Source organism: Streptomyces sp. NPDC054765, from assembly GCF_053612065.1.
The window spans coordinates 156,901-177,077 of the sequence record NZ_JBSHBP010000005.1 but is presented as its reverse complement, the minus strand read 5'-3'; the positions used below and the strand labels follow the sequence as shown (position 1 = coordinate 177,077).

Annotated in this window: 2 protein-coding genes; both read left to right on the top strand. The window is 74.5% G+C overall.

Translation table 11 applies throughout. The features are described 5' to 3' along the window. The first annotated feature begins 15 nt into the window (after nt 1-15). Entirely contained in the window at nt 16-1,374 is a 1,359-nt protein-coding gene (locus ACWGJY_RS05645) for a serine hydrolase domain-containing protein (protein WP_453259509.1), read from the top strand. A 152-nt stretch (nt 1,375-1,526) separates the two neighbouring features. Then, nucleotides 1,527-20,177 (top strand): non-ribosomal peptide synthase/polyketide synthase, encoded by an 18,651-nt coding sequence (locus ACWGJY_RS05640; RefSeq protein ID WP_453259508.1) that lies wholly within the window; start codon nt 1,527-1,529, stop codon nt 20,175-20,177.

Sequence of the window (20,177 nt, the reverse complement as noted above, 5' to 3'; positions counted from 1 at the left end):
GGGAGTTCCTTTCTCATGCCGCATGCTTCGAGTGCTCCGGTCGCGAGCCGGCAGCCGACACACATACGACGCGCCTTACAAGAGCGGCTGGACACGCTCGCGCGTACCCACGGCGTGCCGGGGGCCCAACTCGCCGTGCGGACCGACTCGGTCACGTACACGGTCCAGACGGGCGAGGCGGACGTCTCCACGGGCGAGATGTTCACCGTGGACACGGCGGTGCCGCTGGGCTCCGTCACCAAGCCCTACACGGCCGCGATTGTCATGCTCCTGGCCGACGACGGCGACCTCGCGCTGACCGACCTGGTCGGTACGCACCTACCCGAGCTGCGGCGGGCACCGCACCTGACCGTACGGCAGCTGCTCAGCCACACCGGGGGGCTGCCGACCGGGCCCGACTCGGACGACGCGGCCGCGCTGACCCCCGTGCGCTATCTGTCCGCGCACTGCTCCGGCCGGGACTCGGTGTGCGCGCCCGGCAGCGGTTTCTCCTACTCCAACGCCGGATATGTCGCTGCCGGACGGCTGGTCGAAGCCGTGACGGGCATGCCGTGGCGGGACGCCGTGTGCGCGCTGCTCCTGGAACCCCTGGGCACCCGTCCCGCCTTCCTCGGCGATGCCGCGCCGACGCGTCCGGTGGCCCGCGGCCACTCCGTGCACCCGGCCTCCGGGCGGGTGGTTGCGGTGCAGCAGACCCTGGCGCCGGTGGAGGCCCCGGCGGGTGCCCTGCTGGCGAGCGCGCTCGACCTGGTCGCACTGGGCCGGGTCCTGATCGGACGCGGCCCCCGCGCGGTGCTGACGCCGGAGGCCGCCGAGGAGATGCGCCGCCCCGTACCGGGTGCCGCGCCGGGCGTCCTGGCCGACGCATGGGGCCTGGGCCTCGCGCTCTTCCAGCAGGGCACCCAGCAGTGGTGCGGCCACGACGGCAACGCCCAGGGCACCTCCTGCCATCTGCGGGCCGAACCGGACAGCGGCACGGTCGTCGCCTTCACCAGCAACGCCAACAACGGCACCGCCCTGTGGCACGAACTCGCCGAGGACATCGCCCGGATCACCGGAGTGCAGGTTCCGTCGGCCGCGCGCCCGCTCGACGAACGGGGCCGCGCCGTCGCACTTCCCCAGTGCGCCGGGACCTACCACAACGGAACCGTCGAGTACCGGGTCACGGCGGACGCGGAAGGCTCCCTGGCGCTGACCGTGAACGGTGACACACCGGCGCCCCTGGTCTGTTACCCGGACCTGACCTGCGACCTGGTGGATCCCGCGTCCGGCCGCCGCGTTCCCGGCGGACGCTTCGTGCGCGATCCGGACAGCGGCGCCATCGACCGCCTCCAGATCTCCGGTCGCACGGCCCGCCGTACCGTCACCGTCTGACCGGGCCCCGCCGCGGACGAACCCGGTGCGACTCCCCGCTCCCTCGCACCCGGCTCGCCCGTACCCACCCGCCTGCGGCGCCCGGCACCGCTCGTCCGGGCTGCCCGATGTCCTGCTGCACGCCCCGTCCCCGCTGAGAAGGACCGACCTCCATGACGGACCAGCACGAGAGTTCAGCACCGCAGTCCGCATCGCCGCAGGCCCGGACAGTTCCCCCGGCCTCTGACGCCGGCCCGGTCCGTCCGGTGCCCGGGGCGTCGCTCGGCGACCTGTTCGCCGCCTGGGTGGCTCGTACCCCGCACGCCCCGGCGGTCACGGACGGCCGGCGGACCTGGTCCTTCGGCGAGGTCGACGCCCTCGCCAACCGCCTCGCGCACGACCTCATCGCACGCGGGGTGGGGCCGGAGCGGACGGTGGCTCTGGTGCTGCCCCGCTCGGTCGAACTCGTCATCGCGGAACTCGCGGTGGCCAAGGCGGGCGGTGCGTTCCTGCCGGTCGATCCGGCCTACCCCGCCGAACGCCGCACCCTGATGCTGTCCGACGCCAAGCCCGCGGCGGTCCTCGACGATCCGGGGCAGACCCGGCCACCGACGGGGCCGGACCATGCTCCGCAGGACAGCGACCGGGTCACCCCGCTGTACGCCGAGCACCCCGCGTACGTCATCTACACCTCGGGATCCACCGGAACCCCCAAGGGGGTGACGGTGACCCACACGGGCCTGGGCGCCTTCGCCGCGGCGGCCGCCGCGCAGTACGACGTCCGGCCCGGCGACCGCGTTCTGCAGTTCTCGTCCCCGAGCTTCGACGCCTCCGTCCTGGAGCTGTGCATCTCCCTGCTGTCGGGGGCGACCCTGGTCGTTCCGCCCGACGGGCCGTGGCTGGGTGACGAACTCACCGCCGTCCTGCGGGACCACCGCATCACCCACGCGCTGATCCCGCCGGCCGCGCTCGCCACCGTGCCCGCCCCGTCGGACGGCCACGCCCTGCCCGGCCTGCGGACCCTGATCGTGGGAGCCGAGGCCTGCCCGGCCGAGCTGGTCGACCGCTGGGCCGCGGGGCGCCGGCTGGTCAACTCCTACGGCCCCACCGAAGCCACCGTGGTCGCTTCCTGGACCGGACCGCTGGCCGTCGGCGGCGGCACCCCGTCGATCGGCAGACCACTGCCGCACACCGAGGTCCATGTGCTGGACGCGGCGATGCGGCCGGTGCCGGCCGGGACCGGCGGCGAGCTGTACGTGGGCGGGACCGGGGTGGCACGCGGCTATCTCCATCGCCCGGGTCTGACCGCCGCGCGTTTCGTGGCCGACCCGTACGGGCCGCCCGGAAGCAGGCTCTACCGCACCGGAGACCTGGCCCGCCGGAACGCGGGCGGCGAACTGGAATTCCTCGGACGGGCCGACCGGCAGGTCAAGGTCCGGGGCTTCCGCATCGAACTCGGGGAAATCGAGGCGGCGTTGGCCCGCCACCCCCGGGTCGGGGAAGCCGTGGTCATCGTGCGGGAGGACGAGCCCGGACGGCAGCGGCTCGTCGCCTATGTGACACCGGGCGACCCCCTCGGGCCGCCGCAGTCCGGTGAGCTGCGCGCCACGGTCTCCCGCAGCCTGCCGGCCCATATGGTTCCGTCCGCCGTCGTCGTGCTCGACGCGTTCCCGCTGACCGCGCACCACAAGATCGACCGGCGTGCGCTGCCCGCGCCCGAGCCCGCACGTGCCCCGGACGGGGGCCACATCGCGCCCCGGACACCCGCCGAGCACACCCTCGCCGGCATCTGGTCGGACGTCCTGTCGGTGAGCCCCCCCGGCACCGGGGACGACTTCTTCGGCCTCGGGGGCGACTCCGTCCTCGCCGTGCGGGTGCTGTCCCGCGTCCGAGAGGAACTCGGCGCCCAACTGTCCGTCCGTGACCTGTTCACCGCCCGGACGATCGCCGCGCTGGTGCCGCTGCTGGACGACCCGGCGGCCGCGGATCCGACGACACCGGTCACCCCGGTCCCGCGCGACCGCGCGCTGCCGCTGTCCGGCGCGCAGCAACGGCTGTGGTTCCTCGACGACCTGACGGCCGGCGGCACCGAGTACAACACCGGCGTCGGGGTGCGGCTGGGCGGCCCGCTGGACGCCGGCGCGCTGCGCCGCGCCCTGGACCGGCTCGCCGCGCGCCATGACTCGCTGCGCACCACCTTCACCACGGTGGACGGGCGTGGTGTGCAACGGGTCGACGGCACCGCCTCGCTGCCCCTGCGCACCGTCGACCTCGGCGCCCTCCCGGCCGGCCGCCGTGCCGCGGAGGCCGAGCGCCTGCTCGCCGAGGAGCTGGAGAGCCCCTACGACCTGCGCGAGGGCCCGCTCACCCGGGCCCTGCTGATCCGGCTCGCCGACGACGAGCACCTGCTGCTGCTGGCCCAGCACCACATCGTCACCGACGGCTGGTCGGTCGGTGTGCTGGTCCGTGAACTGGCCGCGCTCTACGCCTCCGAGGCGGACGGCAGCCCGGACGGTCTCGCAGAACCGATCCTGCAATATCCCGATTTCGCTGTGTGGGAGCGCGAGCACCCCACACCCGCCCAGCACGCCGACGACCTGGCCTACTGGAGGCGGCACCTGACCGGGATGGCGCAGCTGGACCTGCCCACGGACCGGCCCCGGCCGCCGGTGCGCACCACGGCCGGCGCGGTACACCGCCACGACCTGCCGGCGGACCTGGCCGACCGCCTCGGCAGGCTCGCCCGGTCCAAGGGCACGACCCTGTTCACCCTGTTCGCCGGGGCGGCCTCGGTGCTGCTCTCCCGCTACACCGGTCAGCGCGACATCGCGCTCGGCACCGTCACCAACGGACGCACCCAGCGCGAACTGGAGGAGGTGACCGGCTTTTTCGTCAACACCCTGGTGTTGCGCAGCGACGTCGACGGCACCGCCACCGTCGACCGGTTCCTGGACACCATGCGGGCCACCCTGCTGGACGCCTTCAGCCACGACAGCGTGCCGTTCGACCGGGTCGTCGAGGAGCTGTCCCCGCAGCGTGACCCCAGCCGCACCCCGCTGGTGCAGGTCCTCGTGGTCCAGCAGACCGCCATGGTGCACCCCCGGGAAGCCGGCGGCGTACGCATCGAGGAGCATCCGCTGCCGCGCCCGGCCGCGCGGTTCGACCTGGTGCTGGAGTTCCTGCCGCGCAGCGACGGGTCCTTCGGGCTGACCGTCGAGTACAACACCGACCTGTTCGACGCCGCGACCGTGGCGCGGATGAGCCGTCAGCTGCACCTTCTGCTGGACGGCATGGCGGACGGCCCGCACCGGACCGTGGCCGAACTGCCGCTGCTGACGGACGACGAGCGGCGCACCATGCTCGACGCCTGGAACGCCCCGCAGCAGGACGGCCCGGACACCACCCTGCCCGAACTCTTCCAGGCGCAGACCGCCCGCACGCCCGGCCGGACCGCCGTGGTCTGCGGGACGACACAGCTCACCTACGACGAGGTGAACCGGCGCGCCAACCGCCTCGCCCGGCTGCTGGCCGGCCGTGGGGTGGGCCCCGAGACCCTGGTGGCGCTGGCCCTGCCGCGCTCGGCCGACCTGGTCCCCGTCCTGTGGGCGGTGCTCAAGGCGGGCGCCGGGTATCTGCCGGTGGATCCCGGCTATCCGGCCGAGCGCATCCGGTTCATGCTCGCCGACGCCGGTCCGGCCCTCGTCCTGACCACCCGGGACACGGCCGGCTGCCTGCCCGAGGGCACCGAACGGCTGGTACTGGACGAGATGGAGACCACGGCCCGGCCGGCCGGCCACGCGGAGGACGACCTCACCGACGCCGAACGGGTCCGGCCGCTGGATCCGGGCCACCCCGCCTACGTCATCTACACCTCCGGCTCGACCGGCCGTCCCAAGGGCGTCGTGGTCACCCACCGCAGCGTGGCCGACCTGGCGGTCTGGGCGGGAGCGCAGTTCGGGCGGCAGCGGCTGACCCATGTGGTGGCCTCCACCTCGCTCAACTTCGACGTGTCCGTCTTCGAACTCCTCTGCCCCCTGCTGTCCGGCGGCAGCATCGAAGTCGTGGCCGACCTGCCGGCCCTCGCCGACCTGCCGGGCGCCGCCCCGCGGCAGGCCGGCCTCATCAGCGGGGTGCCGTCGGTGATCTCCCGGATGCTCACCCGGGACGCCGGCACCGTCACGGCCGACACGGTGGTCCTGGCGGGCGAGGCGCTGCCCGCCCGGACCGTACGGGAGATCCGGGAGACGATGCCGTCCTCCCAGGTCGCCAACATCTACGGCCCGACCGAGGCCACGGTCTACGCCACGGCATGGTTCGCCGGCGACGGCACGCCCGAGCAGGCGCCGCCCATCGGCCGGCCCGTCGCCCGGACCCGCTGCTACGTCCTGGACGGCATGCTGCGTCCGCAACCACCGGGCGTGACGGGTGAGTTGTACCTCGGCGGCGGGGGCCTGGCCCGGGGGTACCTCAGGCGTCCCGGTCTGACCGCCGCCCGGTTCCTCGCCGACCCCTTCGCGGGCCCCGGCAGCCGGATGTACCGCACCGGCGACCTGGTGCGGTGGACCACCGGCGGCGAGCTGGAGTACGTGGGCCGGGCCGACCAGCAGGTCAAGGTGCGGGGCTTCCGCATCGAGCTGGGCGAGGTCGAGGAGGCGCTGCTGCGCTGTGCGGGGGTGGCCCAGGCGGCCGCCGCCACCCGGGAGAGCAACGGCCACAAGCGCCTGATCGGCTATGTCGTCCCGGTGCCCGGCGCGGAACTCACCCCGGGCGCGATCCGCCGCCGGCTCGGCCGCAGCGTGCCCGACTACATGGTGCCCGCCTCGGTCGTCGTCCTGGACGCGATGCCGCTCCACCCCAACGGCAAGCTGGACCGCGGCCGGCTGCCCGCCCCGGACTGGACGGCCGCCGGCACGACGGACTACGTGGCGCCGCGCACCGCCACCGAACGGGCGCTCGCCCGCGTCTGGGCCGATGTCCTGCGGGTCGAGCGCGTCGGGGCGGACGACAACTTCTTCTCGCTCGGCGGCGACTCGATCCTCAGCATCCAGGTCGTCGCCCAGGCACGGCAGGCGGGCCTGGCCGTCACCTCGCGCGACGTCTACCACCACCAGACCGTCGCCGCCCTCGCGCAGTGCCTGGACGCCGCCGGACAGCCGGCCGACGGCCCGGCTCCCGAGGCGGCAGCCACCGGCACGGCCCCGCTGACGCCCATTCAGCACTGGCTGTTCGAGGACGACGCCGAGCGGGCCGGCCACTTCGGCCAGACGATGTCCGTCGAGCTGGCCGGCGAACCGGACGTCACGGCGCTGGAGGCCGCCCTGCACGAGGTGGTCGCCCACCATGACGCCTTGCGCTCGCGCTTCGTACCGGACGGCAACGGCCGGTGGCACCAGCACATCGACAGCGAGGCGTCCGGCGTCACGCTGCACCGTCACACCGGTCCCGAGGACGACGCGCCGCACCTCGGCCCGTTCGACCTGCGTCACGGCCCCCTGCTGCGTGCCGTGCTCCACGACCGGGGCGCCGGCCTGCCGCGGATCCTGCACCTGGCCGTCCACCACCTGGTGGTCGACGGCGTCTCCTGGCGGCTCCTGCTGGAGGACCTGGACCGGGCCTACCGCGCACAGCGCGGGGAAGCGGGTACCGCGCTGCCGCCGAAGTCCTCCCCGCTGCGGCACTGGGCACGCCGGCTGACCGGGCACGCCGAAGCCGGCGGCTTCCAGGACGAGACGGACTACTGGACGACGCCGGCCCGCACCTGCGACCCGGTGCTGCCGAGTGACCTCGCCGGCGCCAACACCTATGCGTCGGCCCGTTCGGTGACCGTACGCCTCACCCCGGGGGACACCGGCGTCCTGCTGCACACCCTGCCCGGGGCCTTCCGCACCCAGGTCAACGACGTGCTGCTGAGCGCGCTGGGCCGGGTGCTGCACGAGTGGACCGGACACGACCGGGTCCCGGTGGACCTGGAGGGCCACGGCCGGGAGGAACTCTTCACGGATGTGGACCTGAGCCGTACCGTCGGCTGGTTCACCACCCGCTACCCGGTGGCCCTCAGCGTGGCCCCGGACGCGGACTGGGGCACCGTACTGAAGTCGGTCAAGGAGCAGCTGCGCGCCGTGCCCCGCCGCGGTCTCGGCTACGGCGTCCAGCGGTACCTGGTCCGCCCGGAAGGCCTGCCGAACGCCCCGGCCGCCGGCATCAGCTTCAACTACCTCGGCCAGTTCGGCCTGCCCGGCGGTGACGGCAGCCTCTACCGCGGTCCGTACCGCGCACTGGCGCTGGACGCCGATCCCGCGGCGCAGCGGCCGCACGCGCTGGAGGTCGTCGGGCGGCTGGACGGCGACGCGCTGGAGTTCACCTGGTTCTACTCGGCGAACCTCCACCATGAGGCCACCGTCACCCGGCTGGCCGGGGAATTCGCCCGCGCCCTGGGCGGCATCGCCCGGCACGGCGCCCGGCCCGGGGCCGGCGGACGCACCCCGTCCGACTTCCCGCTGGCCGCGCTCGACCAGCCGGCCGTGGACCGGCTGGTGGGCGACGCCGCCACCGTCGAGGACATCCATCCGCTCACCCCCACCCAGGCCGGCATGCTCTTCCACCGGCTCTCCCAGGACGACCAGAGCGTCTACTTCCAGCAGCTCACCTTCATCCTGGACGGCGTGCCCGACCCGCAGGCCCTGGCCGCGGCCTGGCAGCAGGTGACGGACCGCACCCCGGTGCTGCGCGGCCGCGTCGTATGGCAGGACGTGCCCGAACCGCTGCTGGTGGTCGAACGCGGCGTCACCGTGCCGGTCACCCGGCTGGACTGGCGCGCGCTGCCGGACGGCGAGCGCCGGGCCCGGCTGCGGGAACTGCTCGACCGCGACCGGCGGCACGGGATCGACCTCGAAACCGCCCCGCTGCTGCGCCTGGTCCTGGCCCGGCTGTCCGACACCGAGGTGCAGGTGGTGTGGTCCTTCCACCACCTGGTGCTGGACGGCTGGAGTCTGTTCCAGGTGCTCTCCGACGTCTTCCGGTGCCACGCCGCGCTGCGCGACGCGGCGGCCGGGGACGGTGCGACGCCGCCGGACCCCGGCCTGCCCGGCCGCCGGCCCTTCCGCGACTACGTGGCCTGGCTGCGGGACCGCGACTGGGCGGAGGCCGAACGGCACTGGCAGACCAGGCTCGACGGCCTGAGCGAGCCGACCGCACTGCCCTACGACCGCGAGCCCAGGGAGACCCACCGCGCGGAGTCCACCGAGGCGGTACGCGTCACCCTGTCCGCCGCCACCTCCGGCCGGCTGGAGGAGCTGGCCAAGGGCGCGGGCCTGACCATGAACACGCTGGTGCAGGGGGCCTGGGCGCTGCTGCTGGCCCGCCAGACGGGGCGGCCGGACGTCGTCTTCGGCACCACCGTGTCCGGACGCCCGCCGGAACTGCCGGGCGTCGAGGCCATGAACGGCCTGTTCATCGCGACCGTACCGACCCGGCTGACGGTCCCCGCCGACGGCACCCTGACGGCCTGGCTGCGCCGGGTGCAGGAGATCCAGACCGACGACCGGCGCTTCGACTTCGTCCCGCTCGCCCGGCTGAAGGCGTTCAGCGACCTGCCCGAGCGGGTCGGGCTCTTCGACAGCATCGTGGTGTTCGAGAACTACCCGGTCGGCGGCGACCTCGCCGCCGCGCACGGACTGCGGCTGAGCGGCCTCGACGGCATCGAGACCACCAACTATCCGCTGAGCCTGGTCGCCTACCCCGGCCCGGAGCTGGCCCTGCGCCTCGGCTATGACCCGGCACTGTTCGACACCGCCACCGTCGAGCGGATGGGCGAGTACCTCACGGTGCTGCTGGACGGCATGGCCGCCGACGCCCACCGGCCGCCCGCACGGCTGCCGGTGCTCGGCGCGGCGCGCCGGCGCCAGGTGGTCGAGGAGTGGAACGACACCACCGCCGCACTGCCCGAGGGCACCGTGGCGGAGCTGTTCGCCGCCCAGGCCCGGCGCACCCCCGATGCCACGGCCCTGGACGCCGGGGACACCCGGCTGACGTACCGGGAACTTGACGCCCGTACCGATGAGTTGGCCCGCCGGCTGACCGGGCTCGGGGTACGTCCGGAGTCCCCGGCCGGGGTCCTCATGGACCGCTCGGCCGCACTGGTCATCGCCCAGCTGGCCATCGTCAAGGCGGGCGGAGTGTACGTCCCGCTGGACGGCCGCGCCCCGCGGGAGCGGCTGCGGCAGGTGCTCGCGGAGACCACGGCGCAACTCGTGCTCACCGACGCCGCCTGGGAGGAAGCCGCCCGTGAGGTGGCACCCGGCGGGCACACCCTGCTGGTGACGGACCCGGCGGCATCCCCCGTGCCGTCCGGCGCCGACGGCGCCCCCGCTCCGGAGGGGGCGGGCACGCCGGCCCTGCACCCCGACAACGTGCTCTACCTGATGTTCACTTCCGGCTCCACCGGGCGCCCCAAGGGGGTCGCGGTGCGCCACCGGGACGTCGTGGCGCTCGTCTTCGACCGCGCCTTCGACGGACACGACCGGGTCCTGGTGCACTCCCCGCAGGCCTTCGACGCGGCCACCTACGAACTGTGGGTGCCGCTGCTGCGCGGCGGCACGGCCGTGCTGGCACCGCCGGCCGACGTGGACGCCGCCACGGTGCGCCGGGCGGTCTGCGAACAGGGCGTCAGCTGCCTGTGGCTGACCGCCGGGCTGTTCCGTCTGCTGGCCCAGGAGGACCCCGAGTGCCTGCGGGGCGCCCGGGAGGTGTGGACCGGCGGCGAGGCCGTGCCGGGCGCCGCGGTGCGCCGCGTCCTCGACGCCTGCCCCGGCCTGACCGTGGTCGACGGCTACGGCCCCACCGAGACGACCACCTTCGCGACCCGGCGGCCCTTCCGCTCCGGTGACCCGCTGCCCGCCGCCCTGCCCATCGGACGCCCCCTGGACAACACCCGCGTCCACGTCCTGGACGCTGCGCTGCAGCCCCAGCCGCCGGGCATCCCGGGCGAGCTGTACCTCGCCGGTGCCGGACTCGCCCGCGGCTACGCCGGCAGCCCCGGTGCGACCGCCGAACGCTACCTGGCCGACCCGTTCGGACCGCCCGGGACCCGGATGTACCGCACCGGCGACATCGTGCGCTGGAGCGCCGACGGCGAACTCCACTTCGTGGGGCGTGCCGACGACCAGATCAAGATCCGGGGTTTCCGGGTCGAACCGGCCGAGATCGAGGCCGTGCTCACCCGCCATACCGCGGTCGCCGAAGCGGTGCTGACCGTCCGCGAGGACGGCGGCCGCAAGCTCCTGGCCGCCTATCTCGTGCCCGCCCCGGACGCCGCGGTGCCGCCGGCGGCGGAGCTGCGTGCCTTCCTCGCCGCCGAGCTGCCCGACTACATGCTCCCCGCCGCGTTCGTGACCCTGGACGCGCTGCCCCTCACGGGCAACGGAAAGGTGGACCGGCGCAGGCTGCCGGCCCCCGACCGGACGGCCGCCACCGCCGGCGAGCACCTCGCCCCGCGTACCGAGGCCGAGCGGATCCTCGCGGAGATCTGGTGCGCCCTGCTGGGCGTCGAACGGGTCGGGGTCGAGGACAACTTCTTCATGCTGGGCGGCGATTCGATCCTCAGCATCCAGGTCGTCTCGCGCGCCCGCCGGGCCGGGCTGACCCTCACCCCCCGGGACCTGTTCCGGCACCCCACCGTCGCCGCCCTGGCGGCCGCCACCGGCGCCGAGGCCCCCGTGGCCGGCACCGGCCCGGTCACCGGGGACGTCGCCCTCACCCCGATCCAGCACTGGTTCCTCGACGCCCGGCCGCAACGTCCCGGCTACTTCAACCAGTCCGTCGTCATCGAACTGGCCGAGGACCCCGATCCGCAGGCGCTGCAACGCGCCCTGCACGCCCTGTGGGACCACCACGACGCCCTGCGGGCCCGCTTCGAACAGCGGGCGGACGGGACCTGGCGCCAGCACTGCCCGGCTCCGGACGCGACAGAGCCGCAGCTGCTGCACGTCCACGACCTGACCGGCCGGGACGACGCGGAGTGCGCCGCCGCGACGGAGGCCGCCATGGCCGAGGCGCACGCCGGCTTCCGGCTGGCGGACGGGCCCCTGCTCGCCGCCCGGCTGTTCACCGGCGCGCGGAACCGGCCACCGCGGCTGTTCCTGACCGTGCACCACCTGGTGGTCGACGGGGTCTCCTGGCGGGTGCTGCTGGAGGACCTGGAGAGCGGCTATCAGCAGGCGCGCACCGGCGGGCCGGTGAGCCCGCCCGCCCGGACCACATCCGTACAGGAGTGGGCCCGGCGGCTGCACGCCCACACCGCGTCCGGCGGGTTCGACGGCGAGCGCGCGCACTGGAGCGAGGTGGCCGAACACTGCGCGGCGCCGCTGCCCGTCGACGCCGAAGGGTCCAACACCATCGCCGACCTGCGCTCGGTCACCGTCCGGCTGGACCGGCAGCGGACCGGCGACCTGCTGCAGAAGGTGCCCGGCGTCTACCGGACCCGGATCAACGACGTGCTGCTCACGGCGCTCGGCCGGGTGCTGGCCGACTGGACCGGACAGCGCACCGTCGCCGTCGGCCTGGAGGGACACGGCCGCGAGGACCACCTCTTCGACGACATCGACCTGTCCCGCACCGTCGGCTGGTTCACCACCCTGTTCCCCGTCGCCCTGGACGTCCCGGCCGGGGACTGGGCCGCGGCGCTCAAGTCCGTCAAGGAACAGCTGCGCGCGGTCCCCGGCCGGGGGCTCGGCCACGGTGCGCTGCGGCACCTCGGGCCAGGGACCGGCGCAGCCGCCGCTGCGCCCCAGCCCCGGATCAGCTTCAACTACCTCGGCCGGTTCGACTGGTCCGGCGACGGCGGACTGATCCGTGCCGTGCGCGGCGGACTCGACGGCGCCGCCGCTCCCGAGTCCGGCCGGCCGCACCTGCTGGACGTGGTGGGCCGGGTCGAGGAGCGGTGCCTCGAACTCACCTGGTACTACAGCCGTGGAGTGCACCGGGAGGAGACGGTCACCGCGCTGGCCACCGGCATGCTCACGGCGCTGGAGGACATCGTCGCCCACTGTGCGGGCCCGGACGCCGGCGGCCGCACCCCCTCCGACTTCCCGCTCGCCCGCCTCGACCAGGCGGCCGTGGACCGGGTCGCCGGGGACGGCCGCGCGGTGGAGGACCTCTACCCGCTGACCCCGATGCAGGCGGGCATGCTCTTCCACAGCCTGATGGACCCGGCCTCCCACACCTACTTCAACCAGGTCCAGCTGGTGCTCTCCGGCGTCACCGACCCCGTCGCCCTCGCCACCGCCTGGCAGCAGACCGCCGACGCCAACCCGATGCTGCGCACCCGCCTGGTGTGGGAGGAGACCGCCGAACCGCTACAGGTCGTCCAGGCACGGGCCACTGTGCCCGTCACCCACCACGACTGGTCCCGGCGGCCCGCGGACGAGAGCGGGCGCGCGCTGACCACCCTGCTCGCCGAGGACCGGGAGGCCGGTCTCGACCTCGCCGGCGCCCCGCTGATGCGGCTGGCCCTGATCAAGCTGTCCGGGGACCGGGTCCGGCTCATCTGGACCTTCCATCACATTCTGCTCGACGGCTGGAGCGCGGCCCAGGTCTTCGACGAGGTCTGCGAACGGTACGCGGCGCTCACCGGCCGCCGCCGTCCCGAGGTCCCCGCCCGCCGGCCCTTCGGCAGCTATCTGGGCTGGCTGGCGGAGCAGGACACCACCCGCGCCGAGCGGCACTGGCGCACCGCGCTGGCCGGATTCACCTCGCCGACCGAACTCCCGCGGGACCGCAGGCCCCTGGAGGCCCACCGCGCCTCGTCCTCGGGATCGGTGCACGTCACCCTGGACGAGGCGGACTCCACCCGCCTGCGGGAGACCGCGCAGCGCTCCGGACTCACCATGAACACGGTCCTGCAGGGCGCCTGGGGCCTGCTGCTGTCCCGCTACAGCAACAGCGACGACGTGGTCTTCGGCACGACGGTCTCCGGGCGGCCCGCCGCGCTGCCCGGGGTGGAGTCCATGGTCGGACTGTTCATCAACACCCTGCCCACCCGGGTACGGGTCGACCCGAACCGCGGACTGCTGGACTGGCTGCGCGACCTGCAGACGGCCCAGTCGGAGTCCCGGCGCTTCGACTTCGTCTCCCTGACCGAGCTCCAGAACTGGAGCGAAATCCCGCGCGGGACCGGTCTGTTCGACAGCATCGTGGTCTTCGAGAACTACCCCTTCGACAGCGACGCCCTGGCCCGGCACGGCCTGGGCATCCAGCAGGAACGCGACCTGGAGCCGACCAACTTCCCGCTGAGCGTGATCGTCGCCCCCGGCGAACGCCTCACCGTGGCCCTGGACTACGACCCGGCGGCCTTCGACGCCGCGACGGTCGAGCGGCTGGGCGCCTGTCTGCGCGTCCTGCTGACGGAGATGGCCGCCGGTCCGGACCGCCGGCTGGGGGACCTGCCGCTGCTCACCGAGGAGGAACGCGGGCGTGTCCTGCGGGACTTCGGCGGGGCGGCCGCCCCGCAGCCGCGGCGCGTGCTGCCCGAGGTGTTCGAGGGGCAGGCGGTCCGCACCCCGCACGCCACGGCCGTGCTGTCCGGGGACGACCGCCTCACCTACCGGGAGCTGAACGAACGCGCCAACCGGCTCGCCCGGCTGCTGATCGCCTCGGGCGCGGGCCCGGAACGGTTCGTCGCTCTCGCGCTGCCGCGCACCGCCGACCTGATCGTGGCCCTGCTGGCCGTGCTCAAGAGCGGCGCCGGCTATCTGCCGGTCGACCCCACATACCCCGCCGAGCGCATCTCTTTCCTGTTCGAGGACATCGGACCGGACCTCGTGCTCACCACCGCGGCACTGGCCGGCCGGCTGCCCGAAGGGCCCGCCACCCGGATCGTGCTGGACGATCCCGCGTCGGCGGACCGGCTCGCCGGGCGGTCCGCCGCCGACATCGGCGACGGCGAGCGGAGCGGGCCGCTGCTGCCCGCCCACCCCGCCTACGTCATCCACACCTCGGGATCGACCGGCCTGCCCAAGGGCGTGGTGGCGACCCACGGTTCGGTGGTCTCCCTGGCCGACTGGGCGGCCGGCGAGTTCGGCGGCCGGGGACTGTCCCACGTCGTGGCGTCGACCTCGCTCAACTTCGATGTGTCGGTCTTCGAGATCTTCTGCCCGCTGCTCGCCGGCGGCTGCGTCGAGGTCGTGAGCGACCTGCTGGCCCTCGCCGAACGCTCCGCCCCCTGGACCGCGAGCCTGCTCAGCGCGGTCCCCTCCGCCCTCGGCCGGCTCCTCACCGAGGACACCGTCCATGTCACCGCGGACAACGTGGTGCTGGCCGGTGAGGGCCTCGCCGCCCGCACCGTCCGCGAGGTCCGCGCCGCCGTCCCCGGCTGCCGGGTCGCGAACATCTACGGCCCCACCGAGGCCACCGTCTACGCCACCGCCTGGTCGTGCGACCCCGCGGACCCGGACCGCACCCCGCCGATCGGCAGCCCGGTCGCCGGCGCCCGCGCCTATGTGCTGGATCCGTACCTGCGGCCGGTCCCGGTCGGGGTACCCGGTGAGCTCTACCTCGCCGGCACCGGTGTGGCGCGCGGGTACTTCGCGCGGCCCGGACTGACCGCCCGGCGCTTCCTGGCGGACCCGTTCGGCCCCGCGGGTGAGCGGATGTACCGCACCGGCGACCTCGTACGCTGGGACGCCGAGGGGCAGTTGGAGTACCTCGGCCGCAGCGACGACCAGGTCAAGGTGCGCGGCTTCCGCATCGAACTGGGCGAGGTGGAGGCCGCCCTCGCCCGGCACCCCGAGGTGGCCGAGGCCGCCGCCCGGGTCGTCGAGAGCGACGGCCACAAGCGGCTGGTGGGCTACGTCGTCGCACGGGGCGCGGCGGGCGCCGACCCCGCCGCGCTGCGCGCCTTCCTCGCACAGAGCCTGCCCGACCATCTGGTCCCCGCGGTCGTCGTCCCCCTGGAGCGGCTGCCGCTGGGAGCGACCGGCAAACTCGACCGGCGCGCCCTGCCGGCGCCCGACTGGGCCGCCCCGGCCGCCGGTTACGTCGCACCGCGCACGGACACCGAGAAGGCGCTCGCCCGGATCTGGGCCGAGGTGCTGGGCGTGCAGCAGGTGGGCGCCGAGGACAACTACTTCGCGCTCGGCGGGGACTCCATCCTCAGCATCCAGATCGTCTCCGCGGCCCGCCGTGCGGGCATCGCGCTGACCCCGCGCCATCTGTTCGTCCACCAGACCGTGGCCGCCCTGGCCGCGGCCGCCGAGGAGCTCCCGGCCGCGGTGTCCACCGCCGAACAGGGCCCGGTGGTGGGCGAGGTGCCGCTCACCCCCGTCCAGCACTGGCTGTTCGACACCGTCCCGGACCGCCCCGGGCACTTCACCCAGTCGCTGTCCTTCCAGCTGGCCGCCGAGGTCGACGAGGGCGCGCTGCGCGCCGCCCTGGCCGCGGTGCTGGAGCACCACGACGCCCTGCGCACGGTGTACGAGACCACCGGCGACGGCCACTGGCGCCAGTACAGCGCGGCACCCGGCGCGGCACCCGCCCTGGAGGTGCACGACCTGTCCCGCCGGGCGCCGCAGGACCGCGCCGCGCAGCTGCGCACGCTGACCAGGGACCTGTGCGCCGGCTTCGACCTGGCGGCCGGGCCGCTGCTGAAGACCGCGCTGTGCCACCTCGGCGACCAGGACCGCCCGGTGCTGCTGCTGGCGGCCCACCACCTGGTCGTCGACGCGGTGTCCTGGCGCATCCTGCTGGAGGACCTCGACACCGCCTACCGCCGGGTGCGGGCTGGCGGCCGGGCCGGTCTCGGCCCCAAGACCACCTCCTTCCGCACCTGGGCGCAGCGGCTGCACGACCACACCGCCGCCGGCGGCTTCGACGGCGAACTCGCCCACTGGAACGAGCCGGACGGCCGGTCGGCCCTGCCCACCGACCGGGCCGGCCGCAACACCGCGGACTCCGAGGACACGGTGACCGTGCGCCTGGACACCGAGGAGACCCGCAAGCTCCTCCAGGACGTGCCGGACGTCTACCGGACCCGGGTCAACGACGTCCTGCTGTGCGCCCTGGGCCGGGTGCTGGCCCGCTGGACCGGGCACGACCGGGTACGGATCGGGCTGGAGGGCCACGGCCGTGAGGAGATCTTCGACGACGTCGACCTCTCCCGCACCGTCGGCTGGTTCACCACCATGTTCCCGGTCGCACTGGACCTGCCGCCCCACGCGGACATCGCCACCGCGCTGAAGTCCGCCAAGGAGGGCCTGCGGGCGCTGCCGCACCACGGACTGGGACACGGCGCGCTGCGCCACCTGCGCACCCCGGCGGCCACCGGGCTCCCGGCAGACCCGCAGATCACCTTCAACTACCTCGGCCAGCAGGACTGGAGCGCCACCGGGGGCGACGGCCTGCTGCACGCCCCGTTCGGCGCGCTGGAGGGCGACATGGACCGGGCGGCCGGCCGGCCGCATCTGATCGACGTCGTCGGCATGGTGACGGAGAAACGGCTGGAGTTCACCTGGTCCTACTCCACGAACCTGCACCTGCGCACCACCGTGACCGGGCTGGCCGAGGAGATGACCGCCGAACTGCGGGAGATCGTGCGGCACTGCGCACAACCGGGGGCCGGCGGCCGCACGCCCGCCGACTTCCCGCTGGTCCGCCTCGACCAGGAGACGGTCGACCGGCTCGTCGGCGACGGCCGGGACGTCACCGACGTCTACCCGCTCACCCCCACCCAGACGGGACTGGTCTTCCACGGGCTCGACGAGCCCGACCAGGGGCTGTACGTGGAACAGGCCACCTTCGTCCTGGACGGCGTCACCGACTCCCGGCTGCTGGCCGCCGCCTGGCAGCACGTCGTCGACCGCACCCCCGTGCTGCGCAGCGCGGTGGTCCTGCACGAGGTGCCGGTACCCCTCCAGACCGTCCACCGCTCCGTCACCCTGCCCGTCACCGAACTCGACTGGAGCGGCCTGGCGCCGGACGAGCGCGACGCCGCACTGGCGCGGCTGCTCGCCGACGACCGGGACCGCGGGCTCGCCCTCGACCGGGCACCGCTGCTACGGCTCACCCTCATCCGGCTGTCCCCGGCCGAGGTACGGGTCGTGTGGACCTTCCACCACGTCCTGCTCGACGGGTGGAGCGTCTTCCAGGTCCTCTCGGACGTCTTCTCCTGCCATGCGGCGCTCACCCGGGGCGCCGAGCCCCGGCTGCCGGACCGCAGGCCGTTCGCGGACTACGCCGCCTGGCTCGCCGCCCACGACACGGCCCCGGCCGAACAGCACTGGCGCCAGGCGCTGGCGGGCCTGACCGCGGCCACCCCGCTGCCCTACGACCGCCGCCCGGCCCCGGGCGCCCCCACCCGCGCCGGCACCTGGCTCTCGCAGCGGCTCGGCGAGCGGGAGAGCGCCGCCCTCCAGGACTTCGCCCGGCGCCACCACCTCACCCTCAACACCGTCGTCCAGGGGGTATGGGGGCTGCTGCTGTCGCGCTGGAGCCACGAGCGCGAGGTGTGCTTCGGCACGACGGTCTCCGGCCGGCCCGCTGACCTGCCCGGCGCCGACTCCATCACCGGCCTGTTCATCAACACCCTGCCGGTGCGGTGCGACGTGGACGGCGGCGCGGCTCCGGCCGACTGGCTGCGCGGTCTGCAGTCCGCGCAGGCGAACGCGCGCGGCTTTGAGCACGTACCGCTGTCCGATCTGCGCAACTGGAGCGAACTGCCCGCCGGGGCCACGCTCTTCGACAGCCTGGTGGTCTTCGAGAACTACCCGATCAACGACAGCGCGGCCACCGCACACGGCTTGCGGGTACGGGACCTGCACGCCCTGGAGGCCACCAACTACCCGCTCACCGTGGTGATCTCGCCCGGCGCCCGGCTGAGCGTCGAACTCGGCTACGACCCGCGCTACTTCGAGGAGTCCACCGCCCAGGCCCTGGCCGCCCAACTGGTGCACACCCTGGGCGCCCTGGCAGCACCCGGCGGCGCGGCGACCGTGGACGCGATCGACATCCTGCCGCCGGACGCGCGCGAGCGGCTGACCGCGCGGCCCGCCGGTGACGAGGTACCGGCGGCCACCCTGGCCGCGCTCGTCGAGGCGGCCGTCGACCGGTGGCCGGACGCCCCCGCCCTGACCGCACCGGAGGTGCAGCTCTCCTTCGCACAGCTGGAGGCGCGCGCCAACCGCCTCGCGCACCACCTCCTCACCCGGGGAACGGGGCCCGGCGACCTCGTCGCGCTGCTCCTGCCCAGATCGGCCGACATGGTCGTCGCCCAGCTCGCGACGGCCAAGACGGGCGCCGCCTACCTGCCGGTGGACCCCGGGTACCCGGCCGAGCGGATCGCACTGATGCTGCGCGACGCGGCCCCGGCACTCACGCTGGACGCCGCCGAGGTCCGCGACCTGCTGTCCGCCGGGGACGACGGCACACCCGGCCACCGTCCCACCGACGAGGACCGGGTCCGCCCGCTCGACCTCGACGACCCGGCCTATGTGATCTACACCTCCGGCTCCACCGGCACCCCCAAGGGCGTGGTCGTCACCCACCGCGGCCTGGCGGGCTTCGCCGCCGCCGAGGCCGGTCACTACCACGTGCGGCCGGGTGACCGCGTACTGGCCTTCGCCACCCCCAGCTTCGATGCCTCGGTGCTGGAGCTGTGCATGGCCCTGCCCGCCGGTGCCCGCCTCGTGGTACCGCCGCCCGGTCCGCTGCTCGGCGAGCAGCTGGCCGAGGTGCTGCGCGAGGAGCGCATCACCCACACGCTGCTGCCGCCCGCCGCGCTCGCCACGGTGCCGCCCGCCACCGCGGGGACACTGCCGGACCTGCGCACGCTCATCGTCGGCGCGGACGCCTGCGGCGCCGACCTGGCCGGCCGCTGGGCCCCGCACCACCGGATGATCAACTCCTATGGCCCCACCGAGGCCACGGTGGTCGCCACCTGGTCCGGCCCGCTGCTGCCCGACGGCACCGCGCCCCCCATCGGACGCCCGCGGCCGGGCAGCCGGGTGTACGTGCTCGACGGGCGCCTGCGGCCGGTCGCCGACGGCGTCCCCGGCGAACTGTGGATCAGCGGAACGTCCCTGGCCCGCGGCTATCTCCACCGGCCGGGACTGACCGCCACCCGGTTCACCGCAGACCCCTACGGCGCACCGGGCGACCGGATGTACCGCACCGGCGACCTGGTCCGCCGCGATGCCCGTGGCGAGCTGCACTACCTGGGCCGCGGCGACCACCAGATGAAACTGCACGGCCACCGCATCGAGGCCGGCGAGGTCGAGGCGGCCCTGGTGGGCCACCCGGCCGTGCGGGACGCCGTGGTCGCCGTACGGGAGGACGAGCCCGGAACGCCGCGACTGGTGGCCCATCTGCTCGCCGTACCGGACACCGAGGTCCCCTCCGGCGCCGAGCTGCGCGCGTTCGCCGCCCGGACGCTGCCCGTCCACATGGTCCCCTCGGCCTTCGTCGTCCTGGAGTGCTTCCCGCTCACCGAGAACGGCAAGACCGACCGCGCCGCCCTGCCCGCACCCGGGCCGGAGCTGCCCGAGCCCGCCGCACATGTCGCCCCGCGCACCCCCACCGAAGAGTTCCTCGCGGACGTCTGGTCACAGGCCCTGGAAGTGACCGTGGGCGTCGAGGACGACTTCTTCGCCCTGGGCGGCGACTCGCTGCGCAGCCTGCTCATCGCCTCCCGGGTCAACGACACCTTCGGGGTGGCCCTCACACCCCGCGACGTGCTCACCGCCCGCACGGTCGCCGCCCTGGCGGATCTGGTGGAGGAGCACGTCCTGCGCGAACTCGAAGACGCCGCACGCGGCACCAGCGACCACAACGAACGGTGA

Bases quoted from the DNA above. Each gene is read 5' to 3' on its own strand.
- ACWGJY_RS05645 (WP_453259509.1), top strand. From the start codon at position 16: ATGCCGCATGCTTCGAGTGCTCCGGTCGCGAGCCGGCAGCCGACACAC.
- ACWGJY_RS05640 (WP_453259508.1), top strand. From the start codon at position 1,527: ATGACGGACCAGCACGAGAGTTCAGCACCGCAGTCCGCATCGCCGCAG.